This is a genomic window from Nostoc sp. 'Peltigera membranacea cyanobiont' 210A (assembly GCF_002246015.1).
GTDB lineage: Bacteria > Cyanobacteriota > Cyanobacteriia > Cyanobacteriales > Nostocaceae > Nostoc.
Genome location: NZ_NOLJ01000012.1, coordinates 99,212 through 121,826, shown reverse-complemented (window position 1 = coordinate 121,826; position 22,615 = coordinate 99,212). Strand labels below are relative to the sequence as shown.

Annotated in this window: 36 protein-coding genes; 15 read left to right on the top strand and 21 right to left on the bottom strand. The window is 43.1% G+C overall.

Going from position 1 to position 22,615, the window contains the following annotated elements:
• The first annotated feature begins 72 nt into the window (after positions 1-72).
• A complete protein-coding gene (locus tag CDG76_RS30730) occupies positions 73-261 on the top strand; it encodes a hypothetical protein (RefSeq protein ID WP_094352630.1) in 189 nt (62 codons plus the stop codon).
• A gap of 29 nt (positions 262-290) precedes the next feature.
• Here CDG76_RS30730 and CDG76_RS37865 read toward each other — a convergent pair whose 3' ends face one another.
• The 18 genes from CDG76_RS37865 to CDG76_RS37855 form a co-directional block, all read right to left on the bottom strand.
• On the bottom strand, positions 291-611 hold the full coding sequence (locus CDG76_RS37865; RefSeq protein WP_190241035.1) for a hypothetical protein: 321 nt from the start codon (positions 609-611) through the stop codon (positions 291-293).
• A 281-nt stretch (positions 612-892) separates the two neighbouring features.
• Positions 893-1,264 (bottom strand): hypothetical protein, encoded by a 372-nt coding sequence (locus CDG76_RS30720; protein WP_094352629.1) that lies wholly within the window; start codon positions 1,262-1,264, stop codon positions 893-895.
• A 56-nt stretch (positions 1,265-1,320) separates the two neighbouring features.
• Complete coding sequence (locus CDG76_RS30715; protein WP_143854198.1) at positions 1,321-1,701, bottom strand: hypothetical protein; 381 nt, start codon at positions 1,699-1,701, stop codon at positions 1,321-1,323.
• Positions 1,702-1,761: 60 nt separating this feature from the next.
• A complete protein-coding gene (locus tag CDG76_RS30710) occupies positions 1,762-2,025 on the bottom strand; it encodes a hypothetical protein (RefSeq protein ID WP_094352627.1) in 264 nt (87 codons plus the stop codon).
• Positions 2,026-2,027: 2 nt separating this feature from the next.
• Complete coding sequence (locus tag CDG76_RS30705; protein ID WP_094352626.1) at positions 2,028-2,603, bottom strand: hypothetical protein; 576 nt, start codon at positions 2,601-2,603, stop codon at positions 2,028-2,030.
• Positions 2,604-2,709: 106 nt separating this feature from the next.
• Positions 2,710-3,552 (bottom strand): hypothetical protein, encoded by an 843-nt coding sequence (locus tag CDG76_RS30700; RefSeq protein ID WP_094352625.1) that lies wholly within the window; start codon positions 3,550-3,552, stop codon positions 2,710-2,712.
• A 2-nt stretch (positions 3,553-3,554) separates the two neighbouring features.
• Entirely contained in the window at positions 3,555-4,133 is a 579-nt protein-coding gene (locus CDG76_RS30695) for a hypothetical protein (RefSeq protein ID WP_094352624.1), read from the bottom strand.
• Positions 4,134-4,168: 35 nt separating this feature from the next.
• Positions 4,169-4,579 (bottom strand): transposase, encoded by a 411-nt coding sequence (locus CDG76_RS30690; RefSeq protein WP_094352623.1) that lies wholly within the window; start codon positions 4,577-4,579, stop codon positions 4,169-4,171.
• 75 nt (positions 4,580-4,654) lie between these two features.
• Positions 4,655-5,730, bottom strand: a protein-coding gene (locus tag CDG76_RS30685; RefSeq protein ID WP_223265455.1) for an ISKra4 family transposase whose coding sequence is annotated in 2 segments (ribosomal slippage) — positions 4,655-5,572 and positions 5,575-5,730 — 1,074 coding nt in all. Because the reading frame shifts where the segments join, the coding sequence is not laid out codon by codon here.
• 78 nt (positions 5,731-5,808) lie between these two features.
• Positions 5,809-7,899, bottom strand: coding sequence for a hypothetical protein (locus CDG76_RS30680; protein WP_223265454.1), 2,091 nt, complete (start codon positions 7,897-7,899; stop codon positions 5,809-5,811).
• Positions 7,900-7,903: 4 nt separating this feature from the next.
• The gene (locus tag CDG76_RS30675; protein WP_094352620.1) at positions 7,904-8,320 is read right to left on the bottom strand and encodes a hypothetical protein; all 417 of its coding nucleotides are present in this window, start codon (positions 8,318-8,320) and stop codon (positions 7,904-7,906) included.
• The gene (locus CDG76_RS30670) at positions 8,320-8,649 is read right to left on the bottom strand and encodes a hypothetical protein (RefSeq protein ID WP_094352619.1); all 330 of its coding nucleotides are present in this window, start codon (positions 8,647-8,649) and stop codon (positions 8,320-8,322) included. The genes CDG76_RS30675 and CDG76_RS30670 overlap by 1 nt, the downstream gene beginning before the upstream one ends.
• A gap of 363 nt (positions 8,650-9,012) precedes the next feature.
• Positions 9,013-9,159 carry a hypothetical protein gene (locus tag CDG76_RS37860; protein WP_190241034.1) on the bottom strand — a complete coding sequence of 49 codons (147 nt, stop codon included), beginning with the start codon at positions 9,157-9,159 and terminating at the stop codon, positions 9,013-9,015.
• Between the two features lie 32 nt (positions 9,160-9,191).
• Positions 9,192-11,798 (bottom strand): AAA family ATPase, encoded by a 2,607-nt coding sequence (locus tag CDG76_RS30665; RefSeq protein ID WP_094352618.1) that lies wholly within the window; start codon positions 11,796-11,798, stop codon positions 9,192-9,194.
• A gap of 165 nt (positions 11,799-11,963) precedes the next feature.
• Positions 11,964-12,302 (bottom strand): hypothetical protein, encoded by a 339-nt coding sequence (locus CDG76_RS30660; protein WP_094352617.1) that lies wholly within the window; start codon positions 12,300-12,302, stop codon positions 11,964-11,966.
• Positions 12,299-12,511, bottom strand: coding sequence for a hypothetical protein (locus CDG76_RS30655; RefSeq protein ID WP_094352616.1), 213 nt, complete (start codon positions 12,509-12,511; stop codon positions 12,299-12,301). Before CDG76_RS30655 ends, CDG76_RS30660 begins: the two co-directional genes overlap by 4 nt.
• A complete protein-coding gene (locus CDG76_RS36680; protein WP_143854197.1) occupies positions 12,508-12,741 on the bottom strand; it encodes a hypothetical protein in 234 nt (77 codons plus the stop codon). The genes CDG76_RS30655 and CDG76_RS36680 overlap by 4 nt, the downstream gene beginning before the upstream one ends.
• 6 nt (positions 12,742-12,747) lie before the next feature.
• Positions 12,748-12,915, bottom strand: a complete 168-nt coding sequence (locus CDG76_RS37855) for a hypothetical protein (RefSeq protein WP_190241033.1) — start codon at positions 12,913-12,915, stop codon at positions 12,748-12,750.
• 50 nt (positions 12,916-12,965) lie between these two features.
• On the opposite strand from CDG76_RS37855, the gene CDG76_RS30650 reads away from it, so the two are divergent.
• Complete coding sequence (locus tag CDG76_RS30650) at positions 12,966-14,078, top strand: IS630 family transposase (RefSeq protein ID WP_094347467.1); 1,113 nt, start codon at positions 12,966-12,968, stop codon at positions 14,076-14,078.
• A 186-nt stretch (positions 14,079-14,264) separates the two neighbouring features.
• Here CDG76_RS30650 and CDG76_RS30645 read toward each other — a convergent pair whose 3' ends face one another.
• Positions 14,265-14,777, bottom strand: coding sequence for a hypothetical protein (locus CDG76_RS30645; protein WP_094352615.1), 513 nt, complete (start codon positions 14,775-14,777; stop codon positions 14,265-14,267).
• Between the two features lie 315 nt (positions 14,778-15,092).
• Here CDG76_RS30645 and CDG76_RS30640 point away from each other — a divergent pair, with 315 nt between their 5' ends.
• The 13 genes from CDG76_RS30640 (at position 15,093) to CDG76_RS30590 (ending at position 21,234) form a co-directional block, all read left to right on the top strand.
• Positions 15,093-15,347: a helix-turn-helix domain-containing protein gene (locus tag CDG76_RS30640; protein ID WP_094352614.1), complete on the top strand. Its 255-nt coding sequence runs from the start codon at positions 15,093-15,095 to the stop codon at positions 15,345-15,347.
• A gap of 441 nt (positions 15,348-15,788) precedes the next feature.
• Positions 15,789-16,091 carry a hypothetical protein gene (locus tag CDG76_RS30635; protein ID WP_094352613.1) on the top strand — a complete coding sequence of 101 codons (303 nt, stop codon included), beginning with the start codon at positions 15,789-15,791 and terminating at the stop codon, positions 16,089-16,091.
• 95 nt (positions 16,092-16,186) lie between these two features.
• Positions 16,187-16,555, top strand: a complete 369-nt coding sequence (locus CDG76_RS30630; protein ID WP_094352612.1) for a hypothetical protein — start codon at positions 16,187-16,189, stop codon at positions 16,553-16,555.
• Between the two features lie 88 nt (positions 16,556-16,643).
• Entirely contained in the window at positions 16,644-16,874 is a 231-nt protein-coding gene (locus CDG76_RS30625; protein WP_094352611.1) for a hypothetical protein, read from the top strand.
• Positions 16,867-17,058, top strand: a complete 192-nt coding sequence (locus CDG76_RS30620) for a hypothetical protein (RefSeq protein ID WP_094352610.1) — start codon at positions 16,867-16,869, stop codon at positions 17,056-17,058. Before CDG76_RS30625 ends, CDG76_RS30620 begins: the two co-directional genes overlap by 8 nt.
• The gene (locus CDG76_RS37850; protein ID WP_190241032.1) at positions 17,048-17,209 is read left to right on the top strand and encodes a hypothetical protein; all 162 of its coding nucleotides are present in this window, start codon (positions 17,048-17,050) and stop codon (positions 17,207-17,209) included. The genes CDG76_RS30620 and CDG76_RS37850 overlap by 11 nt, the downstream gene beginning before the upstream one ends.
• Positions 17,206-17,328, top strand: coding sequence for a hypothetical protein (locus CDG76_RS39270; protein ID WP_262984377.1), 123 nt, complete (start codon positions 17,206-17,208; stop codon positions 17,326-17,328). Before CDG76_RS37850 ends, CDG76_RS39270 begins: the two co-directional genes overlap by 4 nt.
• Positions 17,318-17,680: a hypothetical protein gene (locus CDG76_RS30615; RefSeq protein ID WP_094352609.1), complete on the top strand. Its 363-nt coding sequence runs from the start codon at positions 17,318-17,320 to the stop codon at positions 17,678-17,680. Before CDG76_RS39270 ends, CDG76_RS30615 begins: the two co-directional genes overlap by 11 nt.
• A complete protein-coding gene (locus tag CDG76_RS30610) occupies positions 17,677-18,927 on the top strand; it encodes a hypothetical protein (RefSeq protein WP_094352608.1) in 1,251 nt (416 codons plus the stop codon). Before CDG76_RS30615 ends, CDG76_RS30610 begins: the two co-directional genes overlap by 4 nt.
• Positions 18,893-19,111 carry a hypothetical protein gene (locus CDG76_RS30605; protein ID WP_094352607.1) on the top strand — a complete coding sequence of 73 codons (219 nt, stop codon included), beginning with the start codon at positions 18,893-18,895 and terminating at the stop codon, positions 19,109-19,111. Before CDG76_RS30610 ends, CDG76_RS30605 begins: the two co-directional genes overlap by 35 nt.
• Positions 19,112-19,188: 77 nt before the next feature.
• Positions 19,189-19,470 (top strand): hypothetical protein, encoded by a 282-nt coding sequence (locus CDG76_RS30600; protein WP_094352606.1) that lies wholly within the window; start codon positions 19,189-19,191, stop codon positions 19,468-19,470.
• Between the two features lie 7 nt (positions 19,471-19,477).
• Positions 19,478-20,095, top strand: a complete 618-nt coding sequence (locus tag CDG76_RS30595; RefSeq protein ID WP_094352605.1) for a hypothetical protein — start codon at positions 19,478-19,480, stop codon at positions 20,093-20,095.
• A complete protein-coding gene (locus CDG76_RS30590) occupies positions 20,086-21,234 on the top strand; it encodes a tyrosine-type recombinase/integrase (RefSeq protein ID WP_094352604.1) in 1,149 nt (382 codons plus the stop codon). The genes CDG76_RS30595 and CDG76_RS30590 overlap by 10 nt, the downstream gene beginning before the upstream one ends.
• Before the next feature lie 45 nt (positions 21,235-21,279).
• Here the strand turns inward: CDG76_RS30590 and ylqF are convergent, their stop codons facing one another.
• Positions 21,280-22,161, bottom strand: coding sequence for a ribosome biogenesis GTPase YlqF (ylqF, locus tag CDG76_RS30585; RefSeq protein WP_094352603.1), 882 nt, complete (start codon positions 22,159-22,161; stop codon positions 21,280-21,282).
• 31 nt (positions 22,162-22,192) lie between these two features.
• Complete coding sequence (locus tag CDG76_RS30580; RefSeq protein WP_094352602.1) at positions 22,193-22,576, bottom strand: glyoxalase; 384 nt, start codon at positions 22,574-22,576, stop codon at positions 22,193-22,195.
• Between the last annotated feature and the right edge of the window lie 39 nt (positions 22,577-22,615).

Sequence of the window (22,615 nt, the reverse complement as noted above, 5' to 3'; positions counted from 1 at the left end):
TCCCCCCTAGTTGTTTGGCTCAATGTTCCTTAGCCAAATTTCTGCTTAATAAAAAGTGACGTTCTAGGAATTATGAAGATTGAGTGCCCTTGGTGTGACCAAGAAATTGAGGACGGGGAATTAGACCCCGGATTTGAATTTAAGCTTACTTCCTCTTGGAATCATGCCGGAGCTTGCTGCAATTTGTGTGATGCAGAAATACTTGAAACTTGCCAACTAGAAAAAAGAGGCGATGAAGAGTATGAGGATTACCCTTATTGACCGCCCAAGTGACAAAATGGAGATTTTGTTCAATGCCGATCGCGTTCCAGGTCGTAAATTACTTTTTCTAAATACCAGTTGTCTGCTTGACCGGGGTTGCGTCGCCTCTGCTGTAGCAAAAGACGCTTCGCTGTGGCTACATCACCTTTAAGCAATACAAGTAAGTCACCTTGCAATGCTCTGTTTTTGGGGTCGTTACGGTATGATTGAGAAACTTTGCCAGATGGTTGGCGTGGGCTTTCTGTATCAGGTTTGCGCCACTCAATGTATATCAGTTGCAGTATGTGGATGATTGCCAGTAGCACCAATAAACAGAAAAACGCTACTTGAATAATGATTAAAATTTCCATAGTGACTTGAGTTGATAGAGCAACTCATTCCACCATCTACGGGTTCCATTGATGCTTGCATCAGGGGATACCCGTATTTTCGAGACTGGTATAGCCTGCATCCGAAATTACTAGAGTGAATCCCCAGACCTTGAATGAAAGCAAAACTTAAGATTGGAACAATCCATTTAGAAGGCACTTGCTTTAAGTGTGGCAAGTACTCCGACCTCAAGCTTTTGGGCAAAGATTTAATCTGTCCAGCTTGCTACAAAAAGTTTCAGTTACCCTGAATCCCCAGAGGATTATTCCCGGATCTTGAAATCATTATTTCGGTGGAGAAATCCTTGAAGCTCTTTAATGCTTCCCTTGATTGCGTCGAATTCTTCTTCGGATCTCTCCCATTTGTGCTCGATCAGATTGCCCAAGCCGTTGTGCGAAAGGAGATTTGCATCTTTGTAGTTGACATAATCTTGTAGGTGTATGTCAAGTCGTTTGTCCAAATCCTTAATTTTTTCGGCATTGGTAGCGTGAAGCTTAAGAGCATCCTGTATCCCATCAACTGTAAATGAGATTTTATTTATCTTACTAATGATGGATATTGCTACACCGGAGAGCATCACCAAGCTACCAATAACTCCTATAAATACGCCTGTGTCTTGAAGTGTGAATTCCATTCTGGGACTAGTAGAAGAAGTAACAGCTATTTCCGACCTTGTAGTAATCATTTAATTTAAAGAGCATCAATTTTAGATTCAATTCGTGCCAGATCATTATTAGTATCAAGACCGTCGTACTGGTAAATCACTATGCTCACCTCGTAAAACCATGATGGCGGCAGGTAAGTAATAGTATAATCAGACGAAAAATCTGAGAAAAATATCAAGTTTCTTTTACCAAGAAACAATGTTTTTTCATCCACAAATGAATCGCCTAAAGCTGTAGGAAAAATTTGCCTACAGCGTCCGGCATAACGCCAAATCTTACCGACTGGAATGCTTGTAGAAACGTTGATTAAAATAATAGACTTACTAAAAACCACAGGAATTATTATTTCAGTCAACTTGGCATAAATGTTTTTACCATTCACCATCTCTATAGAAGTGGCAGGCACAGAGTTAGTGTATTGAAGAGAGAAATTATCCCCATTCTGTAACTCTAATATCCTGCCCATCTATAGTCCCATCCTCATGATTAACTCAGTATGTTCGCAAAAATCATCCACGAGTTCAAAAGGATCGGAAATGCCGTTCATCTGCAAAATATCGCAATAGTCACTTAGCGATATTTTGTTGTCAAGCCAGTCTCTAGCAGCCTGATTAATGTTAATCATGCCCAAAAAATCAGCATCGTCAGCAGCATCAAGTGAAACAGCAAGTAAGTCGATATCATCTTGTGGAGTCCAGATAATGCTGGTTCTTTGCGCTATCTGGCTCATCTTTATGCACCTTCTGGCGTAAATTTGTATGAGCGTTTAGCTGGTGCGGTTGCCGCTTCCGTCCAGGTATTAGCCAGGGGAACGAGAATCACCAAAGCTGCTGCATAATCTTGTCCGCCAACAGACTGCCCAAAAGGTGCAGAGTAGGTATCTACATCGGGCTTGAGATATGCCCGCTTTGTGATTCGGCTATTTTTCTTGGTAAAAGAACTTCGCAGAGTGAATGACAATTTTGCCGCTTTAAACCGCTTGTAATCAATTGCTCCTCCCACTGGAACAACTTCAGTATCATCTGTATAAAAAGCATCAAGAGCGGTCGCTAAAGCATTTCCTACCGCAGATCCTTGCCCTTCCTGGGCTTTCTTCAGGACGGGCATTTTTATATGCTTAAGAGTTGCCCCAAGCTGATTGAAAGGAGATAAGTATCCAAGAATCCGTTCTGGCTTGGCTCGCTTTGTCTCATCTGTTATGGCGGCAAATGCAGCCTGCTTCAAGTCTGGCGTGAGTGCTTGCCAAGCCTTATAGGCATCGTATGCTGCCTTTTGAGATTCGTATCGGCGTAAGTCGCGGAAGCTCATAAATTCACTTACTTAGGTTTACTTTTATACCAACCATAAGTGATATTTTCCCTCCTTTCCCTACCCAGAAACCTAATAGGTTTCGTTGGTATTTCTCAGCCATCGGCTACAAAAAGCTAACTAATGACTGGTTTCTGAACGTGGTATCAATTAAAAACACAGGGGGGATTAGATTTCCCAGTGAGATGTAAGCGTATCGAAATCGGAGTATAGCTATTGGCCTGTATCGCCTGTTGTTGCGCTGCTTGCCTAGAATAGTTGTCTTCCCAGCCGTCGCTGTGGTTGTACTCGCTTTATCTGGATCGTTTAAAACTATGTGCGATTCACCCTTGAAAGGTACATCAATTGCGTTACACATTTTTGTGTATATATTCACCGCGTCAGCCTTAGAATTTACCAACAAATAATTTCCTTTAGCAAAACCGTTATCTGGGTCAGTGTAGCTTGCTGATTTATTCCCGGTAGTATAAGTAATTCCTTTTTTATTATCTAAAAATAAAGTTTTAATTTCATTCGCAATTGCGGTCATGTCAGCCTTGGTGATAGTAGGTTTCACGCCTTCACTAGTGCATGAAAAATTCATTAACCTGCAACTTTTTTCATGTTCAATCAATGGTTCATCCGATGGCTGGGCCGCTCCGTCTTGCGAGAAATATAAAAATAGCTGGGGATGCCCAGCAACTGGGGGAGCGGTATCAAATTTTGAGCCATAAACTACAGCTAAATTTTTCCTGCTATAGCCGATTACATTAAAAAATAAGTTGTGACGCATATTCATTATTGCGTCGTTGTCGTCATCAGCAATCCTGCACGCCAATTTTAGCGATCCACGCGGCGATGATAAATCACCATTGCCTTCAACATCCCTAAAAAATCTATCTACCCGTCGATTAAATTCAGTTCTATAAGTTTGTTGGAGATGTTCTGCTGCATTATCTGGAATAGACATTACTAGTCTTCTCCGTCAAATAAATCAGAGAAATCAAAGCTAAATGGCTGAGAGTTAGCTTTACTCAGGTCAACCTCTGCTTTTTTATCCTTATTCTCTTCGGTTTTTATACCGCTTTCTTTTGGCGTATTGTCGCTGTTTTTGTCGCCTTGAATAGCTGATTTAAATTCAGCGTTAGAAGTATCAATTTGATTTTTCGCTTCAACAATACTTACTGGAACCTGCACCACTGCTTGTATGGTATTAGCTCCTGTTTCAGCATTGTTTAGAAAGGTAAAATACTTGTTGTGAAAATTTGGATTAGGGTGGAACCACTCGTAAGCTTTCTGTCCCAATACAAGCCACGTCTTAAGTGCATTGCCAATTTTAGCGACATGACTTCCAATAACTTCTAGCGCATTTACCAGAGTACTTACTGCGTTCGTTATTGCGTTGAAAACATTGGCTGAGGCTTGATATATTCTGTTAGCCATCGCCCATTCTTGGCTTAACTTGGTGTAATTATCAACTCCAATAGCATCTTGAATCAATGCTGTTGTTGTGGGAGCATCCCAAATGTGTAAAAATAAAGAAAGAAACATTATTCGCGAGGTTTCATCGCGAATAATATAGGGACTTAATCTTGTGGGTCTTCCTCCTCTTGCTCAGACCCAGAACTAATATCTAGAAGGCAATCATCAAGAGTATCAATTATTCTCTGTATCTCTTCCCAAATAGAACGTCTAAAAACAGACATAACAGCATCAATATGTTCAGTAGTACCAGCTTTGCCTAAATGCTTGTATTTACTCAGTTTTGAAGATGTGGCTTGAGGTAAGCAAGGAGTAGAGGCTTGTAATTTATAGTACCAATACTTCTTCAGATTTTGGCGGACTTGGTAACGCGCTACCCAAGCTCCTTGTGGAGCAAGCGCCCCCTGCCTTAATATAATAGCTTGTTGTTTTTCTAAAACTGTAATCGCTTTCTTAATCCGCTCAAATCGAGCGATTTTATCAAGTTCCGCATCGTTGGCTCTTGGTTTTGGCATACACAGGCACACAAAACTATTCGCGATTGTAACTCGCGAAGTACAAGAGAAAGAGAGTTTGTGCGATTTATTTACTTATCCAAAGCTGGGCGCTAGGAAGCCATTTAAGTAGGCACAACGTAAAGACAGCATCTGTGGTAAATTTTCATACTTCCAGCAAGCTCCTACTATTTGTAGTCGCTTATCTATTTGTTTGACGGCTGACTCCACTGCTCCAGAACCAATGGAGCTTAATTGTTCTGCTTGGAAGTACATATAATTTATCAACCGATGTCGGTGTTTACATAGATAGTTGATGAACTGGGTTGCTCCCACATATTTGCATTTTTTGAGTTTGGTGATTGCTGGTTCTACTTGTCCGTGCCAAAGTTCAGCTTCAATGTCCACCAGAAATTTTTTAGTGGCTCGTATTTTATACAGGTTTTCTTTCAAATGATACCAGTCTAAAATTTCTTGCCGAATATCCGAATCGGCTATTTCTGCAAATAGATTCCATATCCCGTCATGTCCATCTCCTAAGCAGTAAAGTGTTTTACCGATGTTTTGACTGTTGACCCAATTAGTAAGTCCGAGATTATCTTGAAAGAATGCTCCGTAATATATCCCCTGCAATCTGCCTGTTTTATACTCTTTCCAGTACGCAGGTTTTCCTTTCTCTTGAGAGCGTAACCGTACTTTTCCCCCATCCAAACACACTTCTGTTAATTTCTGTTTGACGTTTGGAGGGGATGTATCCACCTTCTGGACTTGACGATGATAGGTGCTATGACCTACTTCTATCCCGGTCATCACCTTTAAGTCTTTTTCTGCATCTTGGAATGAAACGTTTGCTGCCAGTAATAAACAGCACTTTTCTAGCAGTGGGCTAAATCGCCTATATGGTTCTATTCCCAAACGCAATGCTTGAAGTCTTGTGATGATTATTTTCCCGACACAACTTCTTATGGTTCGGCTGCGTCCTCTGGTCGTTCCCGTTTTTTCTCCAATAAAAAAAAAGCGATTTTCGGGCTGACGTGTTCCAGTACCTGATCTCGAACGGCTGTTTCGATTCCTTCAAAGGTTTCGATTTTTGAGGGTGGCGTGTTTTTATACAGAATCTTGGCGATGGCTTTTACGTGTGCATCCAACTGTTTTTTATCTTCTGGGGTCATTGGCCTTGATCTTGAGATTGAACACAAATAATTCTCTCGAATTCTTGTGTTGATGTACAGCCCCCATTTATTCGCGAGTCATAGTCGCGAATAAACTGGTCTTCTCACCCTCTTTTTGCAAAATTGGGATGCTCCCGTTGTTGTTTTTCCAATTACCGCTCCAATCTCAATCGGATTTCCATCTAAACCCTTTGGTAGGACTAATCCCAACACAGTATTGATAATGCTTCCAAGCGTTTGAGCAAGATTGTTCGTCAACATCAAAGCATTGTGCAATGTAGTTGCGAAGGTTAGTACAGCAAGCGCCTTATCGATGTACGAATTTTCAGCAATTTTCGTAATTAATCCACCAATGCCACCCGTTACTTGTGTTCCTAGTTTCGCGTTAACGACGTTCAATAGTGCTAAATTTGCGCCATTTACGACAGCGCTTGAAGCATTTACCACGGTAGCAAAACCAGTATTTACTGATGCTTTAATACCTGCGATTGCATTACCTAAGACACCCTGCGTTTGTTGATGTTGTGTTGCGATAAACGCTTTCAATTCAAATACTTCTGCTTGCCCCATGTCCTTCCCGTCCTTTCCGTCTCTGCCTGGGAACCCGCTTTTACCGTCTCTGCCGTTTTTGCCGTCCTTTCCGTCTCTGCCTGGTAGCTGGACAACAGTCGTAATCCCATCACGCCCTAGAATACCGGGCGCTCCTTGGAATCCTCTATCGCCTTTATCTCCTTTGTCGCCCTTTAGCCCCCTCAGTCCTTGCAAGCTCCTGACTAACTGAACTGTTGCAATTGCTGTTGTTGCTAGTGCCAGCGCTTGACCCGCTTTTTCAAGCGCTTGACCACCGAGTTTTGCAGCTTGCTGCCCGATACCTTCCGCCTTGACACCTTGCTTGTAAGCTGTCGTAGCGTTCTCGTTTGCGATCGCGGCATTCCGAACTGCACCATCAGATGTCAGTTGGGCTTGTTTGGCATTACCTAAAGCACTTTCTGCAATGCCTTGCGCCCTAGCAGATGTCACCTGCGCTGCTCCTGCTTGCAATTTAGCCGCTTCGCCTATACCTTTGGCATCAAGGGCAATATTTTTCACTTGTGCTGTGAGAGCTTCATTAGCACCGATACGGTTTTGAAATCCCAACAACTTACCGAGAACACGGGACAGGTCGCTACCTAATGCCACTACAGCGTTTTCTACAGCATCAATGCGCTCACCAAGCACGATCCTTGTTGCCATGCCATCAAGAATCGTGAAAATTGTACCGATGACATTGAAAATCTGTAGCACTTGTCCCGCAAGTCTTCCGGTAGCGGCTAGTGCTCCTTTGGAGATACCGACCGCTTCCGCAGCTGTCACTAGCGCATCACCCACGGCTTTTTCAAGTGTTGCAACAGCGCGTCCAAAAGCGTTTAGTTTCGCGCCGAAACCATTCACTACTCCTCGTAAACCAGATATCTCTGTTGATAGATTCAGTGCGTCCCTACCAGCAGTGGCAGCTTTGGTGCTTGCGGTTATGGATTCAGTTACAGCTTCCGCTGATTTACTAATAGCTTGATTAGATAAGCCCTTCGCTAGTTCCGCCTCTCTCTTGGCAGCAATAGCGGTGTCCTCTAAAGCTTTGAACTTCCCCGCATTCTTGCGCTCTATGGTCGCCAGTCGTTCGGCTTCGCGGGTATTTTTTGTGTTTAACTCCCTAAGTTCTGTGTCAGCTAGCTCAAGGGATTTATTCACACGATTTAATCGTGCTTGCTCCCCTTTTGCTGCTGTCAATTCCTGTTGGGCTAGCCTCATCTGTCGAGCATATTCGGCAGCATTCCTCTCCGCCCTGGTAGCGGTTTCACTTACTCCTCTTTGTTCAATCTCTAGTAATTTTTGTTTTTTCGTGTTCTCCACTGCTTCCAGAAAAGCGTCGGATGCCGTTTTTCTAATGGCTTCCACCTGTGGTTGTAATTTGTTGGTAATCACTACACCAGCAGCAGCTACAGCAGTAAATAAATCTGGTTGTAGTGAAGCTTTTATTGATGTTTTCAGAGCATTTTCATCAATATTTTTAACACTTGAAAGTCGAGCATTGATAGCATTTATTTGCTGCTGTAATTTATCACAGCAATCACATTTACCAGCACAATTCAAGGCTGATTGCATACTTCCAATTATGCTGGAGGTACTCATATATTTAGTTGCAGCTTCTATTCTTTAATTGATTTGATAATCCTTGAATTTGCGCCCAATCGCTATTAGAAATACATTTACCGCTGCATCCAATTCCACAAGCGACTTCGCATTCTTCAAGCGTGGTATAAATACCTGGAGTGGAATAAACAGAAGCCATAATGCAAGCCCCATTGATGCAATCATGGGGTGTTGCTACTGGAGTAAAATTTTTTAAACTGAAAGAAGGAGTTACATTTGCCCCAACCCAATTTGGGTACATCACCCTCCCGTCAGCGGCGCTTAATATGCTCCATTGATTGTTATTAAGAGCAAAATAAGGATTATCGTCGCTGTAGCCCACAAGATTTGTGCTATCAGGCGAGAATACCGCAGGGGAATAAACAACAGTAATAGCCCAGGTTCCTGATTGTCTTGGCATTAGTAATTATCAGGATCGACTTCCGTGTCGGTGTCCAGCGCGGACATAGAAACTACAAGTTGCTTGGTTCTGTAATCCACATTTTGCGTCCCCCGCGTAACAGAGGATGAGTAACCCTTCAAAATTGTTAAACTTTGGTCGAGATTTGAGTCAAAGCTTTCTTGAGTCAAGTTTGACTGAGCTTTTAGCAAAATTCCTATCAACAAGCTTTCAGGAGTATTGTTTGCGGATGGTGTTAAACGGGGTAAATCCGCCTTAAGAATTGTCAATGTTGTGGCGGTTTGAGTTGCGCCTTGTCCAAGAACTTCTACTAAAGTTGCCTTCACCATAGAAACGGATTTATTTATGAAGTGAATAAATCCGTTGTATGCCTTAATAAAAAAATCGTAAATGTTCCACTTTTATGTAATTTCGGAACATCTTCACGCAACAAACATATTGCTATGCCTGAATTCTAGAAAGATTACTGTTTTTCTTCATTTAAAATATACCGGTTTAACCATTGAGCAGGGTTAAACCGGAAGTCATACCCCCAAAAAGATTTCTAACAGCCTGAGTAGCTGTACTGATTTTGATAGGAAAATAATTTATTCAAATCTTTAAACTAGGGCGAATTTGATGAAAAGTTTGCCAAGAGTTCAGTATTATCCGCGATCGCAATCCTCTACGTTCACTCACAAAGCGATCGCGTTTTACTTTGTCTGAGCGTCAGCCTTCGCAATATTTTGTAGAGCCTGTTTAGCAATCTGGCTCAATTTCTTACTCTCATCAAAGAAATTGTCGGCGGCGGCAATTTCTACCAATGCCTGATACATGATCTGAAAAACTGATTGTTCCATTGTCTGCGATCGCTCTCTGCCAGATTATAATGTCAGGCTTTGTCAGGTTTGCTTAGTTTACTGGGTTTGACGTAGTAGGTTCGATTGGCACTGGTTTCTATTTGATATTGTCTTTTCCCGGAATCGTACCCCACTACCATGACCAACTCTCCGCCATACATAGCAGGTTGAGTTAACATCGGCTGCCAAGTTAATACTGTGAGGTCGGATAGCTTCACGCAAATTACATCTATATCGCCAGCAAGAATTACTTTAGCCTCTCCTTTGGTGACAATTATTTCCTGGATTTTGGCTTTCTTGTTGTGAAGAGAGCAGTGGCAGATATCACCGCTCTGGAAGCTGGTAAAGCTACGGGTGTTTTTTGATGGAGAGCATTTCTCGAATTCACCGATCGCAAAAAATAATCCAGATTTAGTCCTAATGGATTTATCAGACATTCGTGCAATGGTTTCTTCTCGCCCAATCAGTTCTGGTCTGCCGGAGCAAGCAGTAATACGGATTGTGTCTTTAAGTTTAAAACCCAGTTCTGATAGTTTTTGCTGATGTAGTACACCACTGTTGTCATCGAGGCGATCGCGTTCACCTCGGATCACCTCGTGATCACCTTGCGATCGCCTTACCGGATCACCTTCTGGATTGCTTACTGCCTCTGCGTTTGCGGCGAAGGTGATCAGGTGATCTGTCTGAACATCGATTTTTTCTTCTGATTCGGGATTTGATAAAATTGCAATTTCTGATGTACTTAGATGATCACCTTCCAAATTCTCTGGCAAGTTTTGAGTTGAAACGCTTTCTGTAGAATGGTTGGTATTGTGGTTGGTAAGGTGATCCGCCGAGGTGATCATAGAGGTGATCACAGGTGATCCATCGTTTTTATACACATCATTGATTTCACTGTTCGACTCAGCCTGATAAGCATTTGAGTCATTTTCAGAGGTGATCCGCGTAGACGATGTTATTGTTACGCTTGGTAACGATTTTTCTGTACTACAATTTTCGGTATCACGAGCGATGTAATACAGCTTCTTCGTACCACTAAGGCTTCTCTCGTCAAGGTTTACTAGTCCATCTCTGGCTAATTGCGATAAACACCGCCGTGCGTTACCAGAGGTAGTGCTGATATAGTGAGCTACTTCTTCAGCTTCAAATTTCTTGTTGGCGTGTTCCTGCAAAAATTTGATGATCCGGTCTTTAGTGGAATTGTCCGGCGAACCTAATTCTTGTCCCACTTCCTCTAACAGGGAGAAGCTAAAGTCTTCTTCGTTGAAGAACAGGCGATAGCTTGTGGGGAAGCGGCGCGATCGCGATTTCTCGATCGTGAGAATTTTCTCTTGGGGGTTGGCGCTGGGGTTGGGGTCTTTCTCCAGTTTGATAACTTCTGAGACAGCATTTCTAACTGCTGTCGTCCCCCTAGACCCTCCGTTTTTGTTGGTGTGGTGAACAATGACTACGGTTATCCCTGTTTCTGCCGCGAACTTGTTTAGCTCCAGGACGGGGCGGGAATATTCTGTTCTGTTTTCGTCGTAAAGGGAGTAGCGATTAACAAAGGTCAAGGAGTCAATCATCACGATCGCAGGTTTAAATTCGGCGGCATCTTCGTACAGAGTCGGCATGGCGTCTGTGTTCCAGCCAAATCTGACTCCTGTTTTGTTACGAACTTGGGTTCCTGGTTTAAAGCCGCGCTTGTTGAGCGCCTGGAGCATATCGTGTTTGGATTCATCTCCCTGGTAGATAAGAACGCGGCGGCTGTCGGCGGTGGCAGGAAATCCATTCCAGTTTTTACCCTCGGCTATGCAGTGCAGTAAATCATAAAGAAATTTGGTTTTACCAACGCCACCATCGGCGATTACTAGTGCTGTGGTTGCCTGTGGAAGTATTCCGCCCAAAAGCCACTTTCTTCCCTGTGTGCCTACTTCCTCCTCAAGTTCATCTAAGGTTTTTCGTGACTCAACTGTGGCACACAGCGATTTCATGTAGAGGTCTTCGAGGTCTTTAACTCTTCTGCCAGGACTAGCATTAGCTAATTCTTGAAGCTTGTATAGTTTCAGACCAGGATTAGAGGTTTTGAGGTAGATGTTTTCTAGTTCACTAATTAGCTGGTTGTAGTGCCAGAGTTGATTTTCTTCTTTTGTTGGCGCTACTGGTGCTGAGAAAAGGTCTTTAATTTTATTTTCAAATGCTACAGAAACATCTGCCCATTCTGTCTGGGTATCGTAAGCCAATTGTTCGAGTTCATTAGCATCTATTATTGCTTTTCTACGCCAAGCATTTTCAATAACTAAAAACGCTAAACTATCAATGTTGACTGCACTAACAGTTCTATCGAAAAGGCTAGCTAGCTTATTTCTGCCACCAATTCTTGCTAGCAATTCATGGTCTGATAGCCAGCTAGTAACGTGCAACAAGTCTGTTGGCTGCCCTCTCTTGCAAAGTCTTAGGCAGGCTTGGTAAATATCCTTGTGTGCGCCGATAAAAAAGTGTTCTGGCTTTAATCTATCTTTGATTCTATAGATTGCATTCGGGTCAAGAAGTATTCCACCTAATATCCCTTCTTCTGCTTCAATGTTGCATGGTGGAAGCCTGTTATTATCAGGTTTAAAGTTTGGTTCTTCAGTGTATGTATAGGGAACTACTACCATCGTTCTGTCCCCCGATTAGCTAGCTTTGAATTATTTAATGTGGTAGAATGTGAGAAAGTAACGGTTATTTGACCGCTTAATCTTATTAAGTATTTGTTCATTTTTTATTGTTTATTTTGGTTTTGATTCATCAACTTCTAAGTTGGTGAATTTTTTTTTCGAGAATTAAAACGGGTCGATCGCAATTTGAAGGCAGCCATCAATCCACTGGTTAATCCCGCTAACGCTAGAAATTGAATTAGCTGATTGTCGCAGCGATGCTAGCTCGGCAGGAAATCCGCCGGTGGCATCCCAGCAAGGGGCGTTGATGTAATGCTGGCAATATTCGGCGATTAAGCTGATTTCTTCGGGGGAGAGTTGGTGAGATCCAAAAAATCTGAAAACTGCATGGGGCAATTCTCCTGATGTTTCGTCCTTCCAGTTCAGGGGGAAGCCCATCGGTGGGCGGTAAACATTAGGAATTCGCTTTGGCTGGTAGATAGTTACTCTGATTTCGTCGCTCATTGGTCATTAGTTACTGGGGTATCGGTTAGTTGCAGGTAAAGGAGAAAGTTATCTAATTCGTCCTCGGTCAGCAGGAGGCGCGATCGCACTCCGTAATGTTTCTCCAAATGCTCTCGACCTTGAGCTTTTGTCCAGCCCAATCGCTGCATTTGAGCGTCTGTCTGGGTTATTAGGTTGTCAAAGTTTGGGTATGTTGGTTTCTCGGTCATTTAATTGGGTGGAGAGAACTGATGATGTTGTATTCAGCAAGGATTCTGGTACACGTGCCATCCTCCGAGGGGACGCGTCCTTTGGCTGATGCTAGCTCGGTGGACAAAATATAAGTTAGCTCCAGGGTGGACAACAGGTGATGGTGCAAAGCGTTGACTGTGCGTTCTAATTTCTCAATTCTCTGTTGGGTTGGATCTTTCCTTTTGGTAGTCGGTTGGGTGTTAGTCATTGGTCATTAGTTAAGAGTTGGGCTTTGGGGATTCCGTTTTTTGCCCTTGATATGTGCCGCCGCTTCTCTGAACCGATTTACTAGCAAGGGGTTCTCTTGGAATAGCTCTGGCAAGCTATGCAATGTAATTGCTGCTAGGAATGTGGCTTCATCTGGTGTTAAGCTGTTCCACATTTAAATTGCATAAATGGTAAAATAGATATATCCGTGTCTATAGCGTTATCATGCCTGCTAAAGGGTTTCTAGCTCAATCTCAAAAAGACAATTTACAAAAAGCTTTAAAAGATAGCGATCGCTCTCAATTTATACAGAGAATATTGATGTTACTTCTGATGAATGATGGAAAAACTTATCAGGAGATAAGTGAATTTTTAGGCTGTTCATGTAGAAGTGTAGCATATTGGTGTGTTCATGGTGATCCAGACAATTTAGAAAGTCTAAAAGATGGCAGGAGAAAAGGAAATTACCAGAAAGCAACAAATGAATATATTGAATTATTAATGGAAGTTATTGACAAAGAACCAAGTGAATTAGGCTATGAATTTGGACGATGGACAACAGCAAGATTAGCTACATATTTAGACAAAAGAACTGATATTAAGTTAAGCGGAGAACAAGTCAGGAGAATATTAAAGCAAAAAAAGTATGCTTACCTTTGGGCAAAATACAGTCTAGAGGATAAGCAAGATCCGATAAAAAGAGAGGTCTTTAAAGAAAAACTGCTTGGATATCTAGAAGCTTCAAAGTCTTGCCCTGAAAGGTTACAAGTCTGGTTTTGGGATGAGAGTGGTTTTAGTCTCAGGGTAATTAGACGTAAAAATTGGAGCAAAAAAGGTTCGAGTAAAAAAGTAACAGGTCAGAGGAGTCGCGGGCGTGTAAATATAATGGGAGGAGTAAGATATCACGACAGCAAGAGAATGTGTTATTTCATTGAGAAAGGGAATGGTGAAATTTTTTATGCGCAGTTAAAAAAATTAAATGAATTTGTGAAAAAAGAATGGGTTTTAGCAGGAAATCTAGAATCTAATTTTTCCGAGAATGGCCCAGTAATTTTAATTATTCTGGATAACGCTAGTTACCATAAAAAGAAAGTAATTATAGAGGCAATTGAGAAAGAGTTGCCAAACATTCAACTATATTTTCTGCCGGCATATAGCCCAGATATGAATTTAGTAGAATTGGTATGGCATTCAGCTAAAGAATATGTAGCCCACAGGTTATTTAAATCAGTCGATGAACTAAAAAATTTACTTGATAAGCTGTTAAATCAAGGAGAATTAATTATTAAATGGGGAAGAAAAATTAAGAATAAGGGTAATATTACTATTGCAACTTAAATGTGGAATAGCTTAAGCCTGCGTCAACAGTGCGGATGTAGTCGATTAATTTGTCTAGCGCAGTAATGGCTAGAATCCTTGTGTCAACGTCCTTTGCTGAGATTTTGTATTTTTTAGTCATTCGTCATTCGGTATTCAGCATTCAGCGATCGCAGCAGAAGTAAGAAGTGCGATCGCTTTGGTTAATCAAGCACGCCGATCACGTTTTAAATCGCCAATAACTTTTTCTAAAATCCAGTTATCTAATCTGTCTGGGTTTAATTGCTGCTGACGTGTAATTAACCGATTAGCAGTTTCTTCGTTGCCATTGAGTAAATTAAGAAATTCTTTGTACATTGGACTATTCTTGGATACTCCTTTTGGCTTGCTAGCCTGTCTTTTCGTTGTTTTCAGGTCTGGCAATGTAAATTGTGGTGGAGGTGGGGGTACTAGTTGTCGAATAGGTTCACCCTTGGGCTTTGATTTATCTATGCCGTGTTCTTTGAGTAGCAATTCGCACCCTGCTAAGTCTTGTTCATAAAGCTCTATAGCTTGCTGGTATTTGGCTATAGCTTCCTGGTAGCCTTCTACCGCTTCCTGGTATTGGTCTACAGCCTGTGTAAACAGTATTGTAGATTGTGCATATTTCCCTAAAGCCTTCTCTTGTCTAAGCAGCCAGAAGAATGCAACAAATAAAGCAATCGTGAGTAGAATTTCCATAGTGAATTGAGTTGGTTCTCAATCCACCATGCGGGTATTCTCCAGACGAAAGCATCGGAGGATACCCGCATCTTTGTTAATTTTGCTTATTTGTCCGGTCATAGTATTTTTTACTCGTTTTACTAATTGGCACGATTGAATGAGCCAAACCTCACTGTAGTAAGCGGTCGCTGAAATATAGGCATCGCCGTCTCTGATTTGTTGTGAGATTCTAGAAAATGAGCGGCGATATTGACCGCTCATGTTGTTTATGGAATTGGCGCTTTTCTCAACAGGTTTTAAAGACCGCTTGATTTGAGCGCCTGTTATGATATTATGACTGTAGAACAAAAAAAGCAACAACTGCCACCTAAATCAGTGTTAAAAGCGCTTAGAGAAAATGCAGGATTGTCACAGGAGCAACTCGCTGTCTACCTTGGTATCGCTGTTTCCACTCTCCGAAGATGGGAAAACGAAGGGATGGAACCCTCAATGACTAGAAACCAATGGCAACTTTTTTGTCAGAGCGTTGGCGTATCGTTTGACGCACTGCCTCAAAATTTAGCTGCTCCTGCTGAAGCTACGGCCTAAGTAAAAGGAAGAAACCTAAAGTAGACCGATACAAGGCTAGTCAGGGCATACTCCCTGAAATATTGTCCTGCGAATTTCCGCTTCCTAGATTCAAACCGACAGAGATAGCAGCCTGTAGCCAATGAGGCAATGAAAGACCTGCTAGGGGGAACGGACAACCGACAACTTACAAAGGACAACCAAAAACTTACAACACGTAGCTTCCATCCATGCTGAATGTTTCTTTTGCAACTGTCTTTACCCGTAAGTCGTAGCGTCGCTGGGTTAGCAGAACACGTAGCTTCCATCCATGCTGAATGTTTCTTTTGCAACTGTCTTTACCCGTAAGTCGTAGCGATCGCAGGGTTAGCGGTTCCCATTAAAAATCCAGAGCGATATGCCCTGGATAATCCTAAATTCGACTCGATCGACAAATAAATAAACATTGAAAGAGTGGACGAAATGACTGTAACAGAAATCATCACCCACATCGGAGACCTTAACCGCACCCAGGCTACCGGCTTAATCTGCCTAATTTCCCTGGCAGTGCGGGAAAACACCACTGTTGCCCACCAGTATGAAGAAATTGGCTTTGAGGACATCCCTGAACGGATCGTTACCCTGTGCTATCAGCTTAACGATGACGAGCTACTCGACTTGATAGGACGAATCACACTCGCCTTAATTATGGAGAAAAACACCGCAGCGCTGGACGAAGAAAACGCCCAACTGCTTGTGCAGCAAGCGATTGACGACCAAAATTAACCCACTTTGTTGAGCGACCATTAACGCACTATCGAGCCACACATCACCAATTAGTGACGCACTATCGATTAACTATTAAGGACTTGTGACCCACTATGACCGACCAACAGATAACAGATCTAGCCATTACTAACGGCAAATCCGCCAACAATGCTGAACCTAGAGCCAGAAGACAGAGACAGTGGAAAGAGATGGAGGTAGATCCACTAGCCGAGGGTTTTGAAGTCCATCAAGCTGATTACGTAGTCGGAAAGACTCAAGTCGGCTTCGATACCTTGTCCCCAGGTCAACTGTTCTCTCGAACTAAAAGCGGCAAAAGCCTTTACGTGAAACTCAACGACGGACGCGGGGTTTGTCTTGATACCCGTCAGCCGATCGAGGTCAGCCCCCAAAGGCGAAAGACTTGGCAAATATGGCTAGTAACCAATTTCAACTCAACCACTGCAATCAAAACCGATTTTTAAAGGCGATCGCCCATCTACCAGGATTGCGATCGCCCACCAACGCGATGTAGTCTCCACCGCAGCAAAAACTAAACATCATCCAAATTATATGACTCAACGACCAAATCCCAGCAACGAAATTCATCATGTCGGCTTCCCAGAGGGGCAGCTACTAGGCAATGGTGCATCTGCCCAGGAGTGCGCTGAAATCTCAGCCGCTTATCTCCAAGGGAAGCCGCTACCCGTTAGCGATAACGAAGTTGTCAACCGAATCAATGACCGCCTTACCGAAACTAGCGGCTATGGGCAGTACAGCGACTGGGGGAAAAGCAATGACTAACAAAAAACTTAGCGACCTAGTTGCTGAAGTCTCACTGAAAATTTCCGAAGTATACATTCATCCTGAGTACCAAGAGATAGATTCCAAAGGGTATGAATCAGATGCAACGCTGGGCGACGCTTACCAGGCAATGGTTGACCTGAATGCCCAGATCGAAAAGAAGGAGAAAGCAGATGGCGAATAGTGAAACTCCCAATCCTTGGATAGAAGGGGCTAAAGCTATTTCCCAAGAATTAAAGAATCAGTCGCCAGAAACACAAGCAGAGATTTGGCGACTGAGCAAGAAAACTTACCCTGAAACCTGGAAAGCCATACGTGAGAAGGAGCAGCAGTGAATCAAGCAATCATTCTTTTTTGCACCATAGCATCTCTAGTAATTGCGATCGCCGCCCTCTGTAAACAGGAGAGCAACCGCCCTTTCTACCTCAAAATCGAGGTGCAGTATGGGAGATGAGCAAAAAATAGTAGTTGAGGTTCCGAGCGATCGCGGTCACTATTCCCCAATCTCCATTCCCCATTCCAACAAACTGGAGGAATTTAAAAAGGGGTGGGCGGACGCGATCGCCCTCCCAGACAATCTGCCAGACTTAGCTTATACCCTTGCTTCTACAGTGGCGATTCCCGCCTTGTTAAGCAGCTGCTGGGTAAGTGTACCCATACCTGGTTTTATCCGCCTGGGGGTGTTGGGGGTGTTAGCGATCGCTGGAATTTTCACCCTTTACTTGCGGCAAGCCGTGCCAGAGGTCAAGGATATTCTCCTGCTCCGTGTTGGGTTAGTCGCTGTGGGGATATTGCTAGGGATATGAGCAGCGACTTGCACCCCTCCCAGCTACACCAGCACTTGCAAATGTACGCCTGCGCCAAGTGGTCATTCTGGGGTAGTCTGGCTGTCAGCTGTGGCTTGTTGTTCCTGGGGGCAAGCCAAAAGCCAGAGTCTAAGCCGTGGATACTAGCGGCCTCAGTTGGCACTTTAGAAGTAGGTCGCAGACATCGCCAAACAGCCAAACTCCTGCAAGAATCACTCGGTGATATCGACCGAGCATCACGGGTCAATTTCCAGGCGTGGGCAAGGAACAACACTCAGCCAACAGCACAATTGGCTGTTACTGTTGGCAGCATCGATGTGAACTGGAAACCAGAGAACCTGATTACAGACCCAGTTGAGTACATCCAAAAGAAGCAAAAACACGTTGCGTTGATTGGTGGCACTGGCGACGGGAAGTCAACTTTTACCCAGTACCTATCCTCCAAAATCGGTGGTCGTGTCGTTGTCTATGACAGCGACGCTAAACCGGATGATTGGTCATGGCTAGATCAAGCCGATGTCATTGGCAGGAAGGGGAATTTCAAAGCCATCGACACCGCAATGGGTAAAGACTTAGAAATTCTCGAAGACCTAGTTCAGCTTAGGGGTGAAGGAGGGGACAACGTGATCGCCGGTCGGGAACGGTTCATGATCGCTGAGGAATTCCCGATTTTGGTGGACGAGTGCGGCAACTCTAGACCGTGGATAAAACGCCACGCCAAACGGGGCAGGCGATATAAACAGTTCATTTGTGCGCTAGCTCAAAACGATACGGCGGAGAATTTCGGGTTAGAAGGTGACAAAGACACCCTTTACAGCTGCTTTTGTTTGGTGCGTTTGGGGCAGTTTGGGCGCGACTACGCCAGGACTAAACTTAAAGATCCTCAACTAGAGCAGTGGTTGAAAGCTGGTGGTAAAAAAAGGTTTATGGTCGATGACTGCCCTTGTGAACTTGACCTGAGCAGTTGGGGAGCAGGGAGCAGGGAGCAGCCGGAAACCTCCGGCGGGGGAAATGAGGAGGTGCAAGAGCAAGCTAAACCCATGAATGAGTTTGAGCAATTTATCCTTGACTGGGGTCAACAGCACCCAGGTGAAGTTTTAAAAGCTGCTCATCTCAGTCGAGCTACGCGGTTATTCGACAATATGCAGCCAGACGAAATACGGATTTTCTTCGTTTCTATGGCTGATAGGGGATTGGGGGAAGTGGAAGGAAATGGCGATCGCTTGGGCTGGAGGTGGTCAAAGTAATGTCTACAGCTTGCCTACAGTCCGTCTACAGGCTGTAGGCAAAGCTTTACAGGTAAATTATCGATTAAATGAGCAGTACTTGGGTGGAAGTGCGATCGCTCACCATATCGCCGACAACCAATCAATAGTGCGTCTACACCATCTACAATTTTTTAGCCCCAAAAATTCGGCTGTAGACGGCTGAAGTTTTTATTTAATAAGCTTTCTGGCAACTGTAGACCAAATTTTCAACCTCTAAAATTTTGGATTTTCAAAGAAAAAATGATCAAAGTCAGGTTAAAAATATTCCCGCCCGAAGAGATTGAACAATACCCACACACCATCAAAAATGTTCTCTTACAGGCACTGCCACGAGAAGGCGACAGATTTGATATTACAGGGAAAACAGGAATACCTAAAGCCTTTGGAATATTAGAAGATCACGATGGTGATTCCGTATGGAACTTAAAAATCCGCGAAATTGAGCATAGCTATGATGCAGATGAAGCAGAACATTCTATTGAGGTTCACGCAGATTTAAACTTAGACACCTTTCGGGCTTAGAACAAAAATGAGTGAATGCCCAATTGGTTTAATTTGTAGCGATTTCGAGTGCGATCGTCGCATCCGCCGCACCTTGTGCTTCAACTTGGCTAAACCGTGGCCATTACCTTATTGCTGCTTTGTCATTGATCCTGAATGGCGAGAAAATAATGGATTTCTGGTGGAGATGCCAAGTTATGCAGAACACGATTCTTGTAAAGAAGAGGATATCGAAGATACTGAACGTTACAACCACTGGGTTGAAAGCGTTCGGCATGGATTCTATGAGGGGGGATGGTGGGAAGCAATCAAACTTCCTTACAAATCTCTGATAGACGGCGGGCTGATAGTTGTTAAACGCTTGAACCTAGATGCATCAGTCACTTTCGCTACCCCCTACAATTTTGACAACAACGGACGCTACCTGTATCGTCATTTCAAGGGATTTGAGCCACCAGTTCCGATACACGGCTACCAAAAAATTTACGGCAAGCTGTCAACTGAATTTTCCGATGAAGACTACCCAGAAGGAGAACGCCCACTCGAAGACTACCCTCTACTTTACTTTTGGCATTTTGTCGGTTTTGAACAGGAATTGTCCGAACTGTATATCCAAGATACGGGAAGGTCGATTAGATGGCTGTAACCGTCGATCCTAAGACGCAAAAATTAAATATTCGCTTTAGGGTTAATGGTCACAGCAAGCAATTTTATCTATCTACTGGGCTTAAAAATTTGCCTAAAAATAGAATAATTGTAGATTCTCGCTGGGAAGAAATTCAGCGAGATATCGCATTAGGACGTTTTGATTTCACGTTGAAATCATATAAATTTGGAGATTACCAAAACATTGTAGTTCCAGTAGAGAAAGAACCTTTAGATAAGTTATGGGATAAATTCTTAACTTTCCAATCTCAACATTTAGAGCCTTCAACGCTAGAAAGTGATTATAAGCAAATAACTAAAATTGTCGTCGAGCTATCAAATGAACCAATCGAAGATGCTCCAGCAATCAGAGATTGGCTGCTAGCTAAATATAGCTACCATACTGCCTATAAGACACTTCTGGCTTTTTCTAGGTGCTGTAGATGGGCTATTGACTCATGCTTAATTAATTCCAACCCTTTTGAAAAGATCCAGTTACCAAGTCCCAAAAGCTCCAGCGACGAAAATAACAAAAAAGCTTACACCCTAGAAGAAAGGGATCTAATCATCTCTGCTTTTGAATCCCACTCAAAATTTTCACACTACAGTGTTCTGATTAAATTTTTATTCTGGACTGGATGCCGACATGGAGAAGCGTTTGCTTTGACCTGGGGTGATGTGAGCTGCGAATGCACCCGAATCTCTATTACAAAAGCCTACGCCTCTCGTGTTCGTGTCCTCAAGGGAACCAAAAACAATAAACGGCGTGTGTTCTCCTGCAAGCACGGCTCAAAACTGCAATCCTTGCTTGCAGAGGTTAAACCAGATTCCCCAGATCCAAAAGAACTGATTTTTAAAAGCACTACTGGGGAAAGGCTGAACTCAAACATTTTAGATAAATGCTGGAGGGCACACGATGCCGGGGGATACCGCTATAGCGGTGTGGTAATAGAGTTAGCAGATCGGGGCATAATTCCCTACTTAAAGGCTTATAGCACTCGGCACACTTTCGCCACTTGGGCGATCGCTTCTGGAGCATCACCGGAAAAGGTGGCCTACTGGATCGGTGACACTGTTCAAACAGTTTTGAAGTACTATTGCCACCCAGATGTCACCAAAGCTGAGTGCCCAGACTTTTGAATACTACTCACCTGCTACTCACAAACGGCTGAAAATGCTTGTAATCTAATTAGGTGGCAATTCCAAACTCATTTCACCCAACAACCCCTTGCGAAAATCTGTTAAAAGTTGCCTTGCTGCTCGCTCTACATCACCTTTGTAACGATGTTCTGCTAAGGCGTGTAAATAGGTATCTCCGGTGTCTGATGTTGAATCGAGTTGGTAGCGAGACTGTAATGGTTTTTTTGGTAATAAATCTCCTGCTACAGCTTCTAAATAGTTGAGTAAATCCACTAAGGCTGCTGCTACTAGCTGGTTATCGTAAGATGCTTCACCGATATCATCACAAATAGCTAATTTCAAGGCTGCATCTTGGTCTTCTAATCTTAGAGGGATGACACCAGGAGCATCTAGCAATTCTAAATGTTCGGAAATTCGCACCCAGCGTAGTTGGCGAGTTACCCCAGGACGGGCTGCACTTTCCACGACTCGCTTTCCCAACAGGCGGTTAATTAAAGCTGATTTACCGACATTGGGAAAACCAATCACCACAGCCCGCACTGGACGGGGTAACATCCCGCGATCGCTTCTTCTTTGATTAACTTCTATCCCAGCGGCTTGCGCTGCCCGCGCTACTTCTGCTATACCTTTACCATGTTGAGCGTTGGTAAAATAAGGGACTTCTCCTTGACGTTTAAACCAATCGATCCATAGCGATCGCATTTGTGGCGTAATCATATCTACTCGGTTAAGTATCAACACCCGTGCCTTACCTTCTACCCACTCACCTATTTGGGGATGGTGAGTCGCTAAGGGAATCCGAGCATCTCGTACCTCAAACACCACATCTACGCGCTTCAGTTGTTCTTTGAGCTTCCTTTCAGCTTTTGCAATGTGACCTGGATACCATTGAATCAGGTTTAATCTATAGTTTTGAGTTATAGCCATAGTTAATTACCAAATAAATTATTATCACTTATCAATTATCATTCACTATGGCTTGATGTAAAATCAGACGATTGCCATCAGGGTCATAAGCATATATTTCTCTGCCGTGGGAAGCAATGGAAATGTCTCCTGGTGGAGGATAGCCCAAAGTAGTTAGGTAAGCGATCGCATCTTCTAAGTTACTTACTTCTAAACACAAACTTATCTTACTTTTCGCAATCGCTTCAAATTCCGATTCGTTTGTGTTTTTTGGTTTAAAAATACCTAATCGCATACTAACTAAATTAAACTCAGCATAGACGTTCGGAACCAAAGTAACTGGCTTTTGCTCCAGCAATTTGGTATAGAAATTCACTAACATCTCAAAATTAACCGATGCTATGGTGACAAATGCGTTAGTGTACTGAAAAACCATATAAGCTTTGAGTTATTTGATTTTGTTGGTGAAGAAGTG

Excerpts from the sequence above, each read along its gene's own strand:
- CDG76_RS30730 (WP_094352630.1), top strand. The coding sequence starts at position 73 with ATGAAGATTGAGTGCCCTTGGTGTGACCAAGAAATTGAGGACGGGGAA.
- CDG76_RS37865 (WP_190241035.1), bottom strand. The coding sequence starts at position 611 with ATGGAAATTTTAATCATTATTCAAGTAGCGTTTTTCTGTTTATTGGTG.
- CDG76_RS30720 (WP_094352629.1), bottom strand. The coding sequence starts at position 1,264 with ATGGAATTCACACTTCAAGACACAGGCGTATTTATAGGAGTTATTGGT.
- CDG76_RS30710 (WP_094352627.1), bottom strand. The coding sequence starts at position 2,025 with ATGAGCCAGATAGCGCAAAGAACCAGCATTATCTGGACTCCACAAGAT.
- CDG76_RS30705 (WP_094352626.1), bottom strand. The coding sequence starts at position 2,603 with ATGAGCTTCCGCGACTTACGCCGATACGAATCTCAAAAGGCAGCATAC.
- CDG76_RS30700 (WP_094352625.1), bottom strand. The coding sequence starts at position 3,552 with ATGTCTATTCCAGATAATGCAGCAGAACATCTCCAACAAACTTATAGA.
- CDG76_RS30695 (WP_094352624.1), bottom strand. The coding sequence starts at position 4,133 with ATGTTTCTTTCTTTATTTTTACACATTTGGGATGCTCCCACAACAACA.
- CDG76_RS30690 (WP_094352623.1), bottom strand. The coding sequence starts at position 4,579 with ATGCCAAAACCAAGAGCCAACGATGCGGAACTTGATAAAATCGCTCGA.
- CDG76_RS30680 (WP_223265454.1), bottom strand. The coding sequence starts at position 7,899 with ATGAGTACCTCCAGCATAATTGGAAGTATGCAATCAGCCTTGAATTGT.
- CDG76_RS30675 (WP_094352620.1), bottom strand. The coding sequence starts at position 8,320 with ATGCCAAGACAATCAGGAACCTGGGCTATTACTGTTGTTTATTCCCCT.
- CDG76_RS30670 (WP_094352619.1), bottom strand. The coding sequence starts at position 8,649 with ATGGTGAAGGCAACTTTAGTAGAAGTTCTTGGACAAGGCGCAACTCAA.
- CDG76_RS37860 (WP_190241034.1), bottom strand. The coding sequence starts at position 9,159 with ATGGAACAATCAGTTTTTCAGATCATGTATCAGGCATTGGTAGAAATT.
- CDG76_RS30665 (WP_094352618.1), bottom strand. The coding sequence starts at position 11,798 with ATGGTAGTAGTTCCCTATACATACACTGAAGAACCAAACTTTAAACCT.
- CDG76_RS30660 (WP_094352617.1), bottom strand. The coding sequence starts at position 12,302 with ATGAGCGACGAAATCAGAGTAACTATCTACCAGCCAAAGCGAATTCCT.
- CDG76_RS30655 (WP_094352616.1), bottom strand. The coding sequence starts at position 12,511 with ATGACCGAGAAACCAACATACCCAAACTTTGACAACCTAATAACCCAG.
- CDG76_RS36680 (WP_143854197.1), bottom strand. The coding sequence starts at position 12,741 with ATGACTAACACCCAACCGACTACCAAAAGGAAAGATCCAACCCAACAG.
- CDG76_RS37855 (WP_190241033.1), bottom strand. The coding sequence starts at position 12,915 with ATGTGGAACAGCTTAACACCAGATGAAGCCACATTCCTAGCAGCAATT.
- CDG76_RS30650 (WP_094347467.1), top strand. The coding sequence starts at position 12,966 with ATGCCTGCTAAAGGGTTTCTAGCTCAATCTCAAAAAGACAATTTACAA.
- CDG76_RS30645 (WP_094352615.1), bottom strand. The coding sequence starts at position 14,777 with ATGGAAATTCTACTCACGATTGCTTTATTTGTTGCATTCTTCTGGCTG.
- CDG76_RS30640 (WP_094352614.1), top strand. The coding sequence starts at position 15,093 with ATGACTGTAGAACAAAAAAAGCAACAACTGCCACCTAAATCAGTGTTA.
- CDG76_RS30635 (WP_094352613.1), top strand. The coding sequence starts at position 15,789 with ATGACTGTAACAGAAATCATCACCCACATCGGAGACCTTAACCGCACC.
- CDG76_RS30630 (WP_094352612.1), top strand. The coding sequence starts at position 16,187 with ATGACCGACCAACAGATAACAGATCTAGCCATTACTAACGGCAAATCC.
- CDG76_RS30625 (WP_094352611.1), top strand. The coding sequence starts at position 16,644 with ATGACTCAACGACCAAATCCCAGCAACGAAATTCATCATGTCGGCTTC.
- CDG76_RS30620 (WP_094352610.1), top strand. The coding sequence starts at position 16,867 with ATGACTAACAAAAAACTTAGCGACCTAGTTGCTGAAGTCTCACTGAAA.
- CDG76_RS37850 (WP_190241032.1), top strand. The coding sequence starts at position 17,048 with ATGGCGAATAGTGAAACTCCCAATCCTTGGATAGAAGGGGCTAAAGCT.
- CDG76_RS30615 (WP_094352609.1), top strand. The coding sequence starts at position 17,318 with ATGGGAGATGAGCAAAAAATAGTAGTTGAGGTTCCGAGCGATCGCGGT.
- CDG76_RS30610 (WP_094352608.1), top strand. The coding sequence starts at position 17,677 with ATGAGCAGCGACTTGCACCCCTCCCAGCTACACCAGCACTTGCAAATG.
- CDG76_RS30605 (WP_094352607.1), top strand. The coding sequence starts at position 18,893 with ATGGCGATCGCTTGGGCTGGAGGTGGTCAAAGTAATGTCTACAGCTTG.
- CDG76_RS30600 (WP_094352606.1), top strand. The coding sequence starts at position 19,189 with ATGATCAAAGTCAGGTTAAAAATATTCCCGCCCGAAGAGATTGAACAA.
- CDG76_RS30595 (WP_094352605.1), top strand. The coding sequence starts at position 19,478 with ATGAGTGAATGCCCAATTGGTTTAATTTGTAGCGATTTCGAGTGCGAT.
- CDG76_RS30590 (WP_094352604.1), top strand. The coding sequence starts at position 20,086 with ATGGCTGTAACCGTCGATCCTAAGACGCAAAAATTAAATATTCGCTTT.
- ylqF (WP_094352603.1), bottom strand. The coding sequence starts at position 22,161 with ATGGCTATAACTCAAAACTATAGATTAAACCTGATTCAATGGTATCCA.
- CDG76_RS30580 (WP_094352602.1), bottom strand. The coding sequence starts at position 22,576 with ATGGTTTTTCAGTACACTAACGCATTTGTCACCATAGCATCGGTTAAT.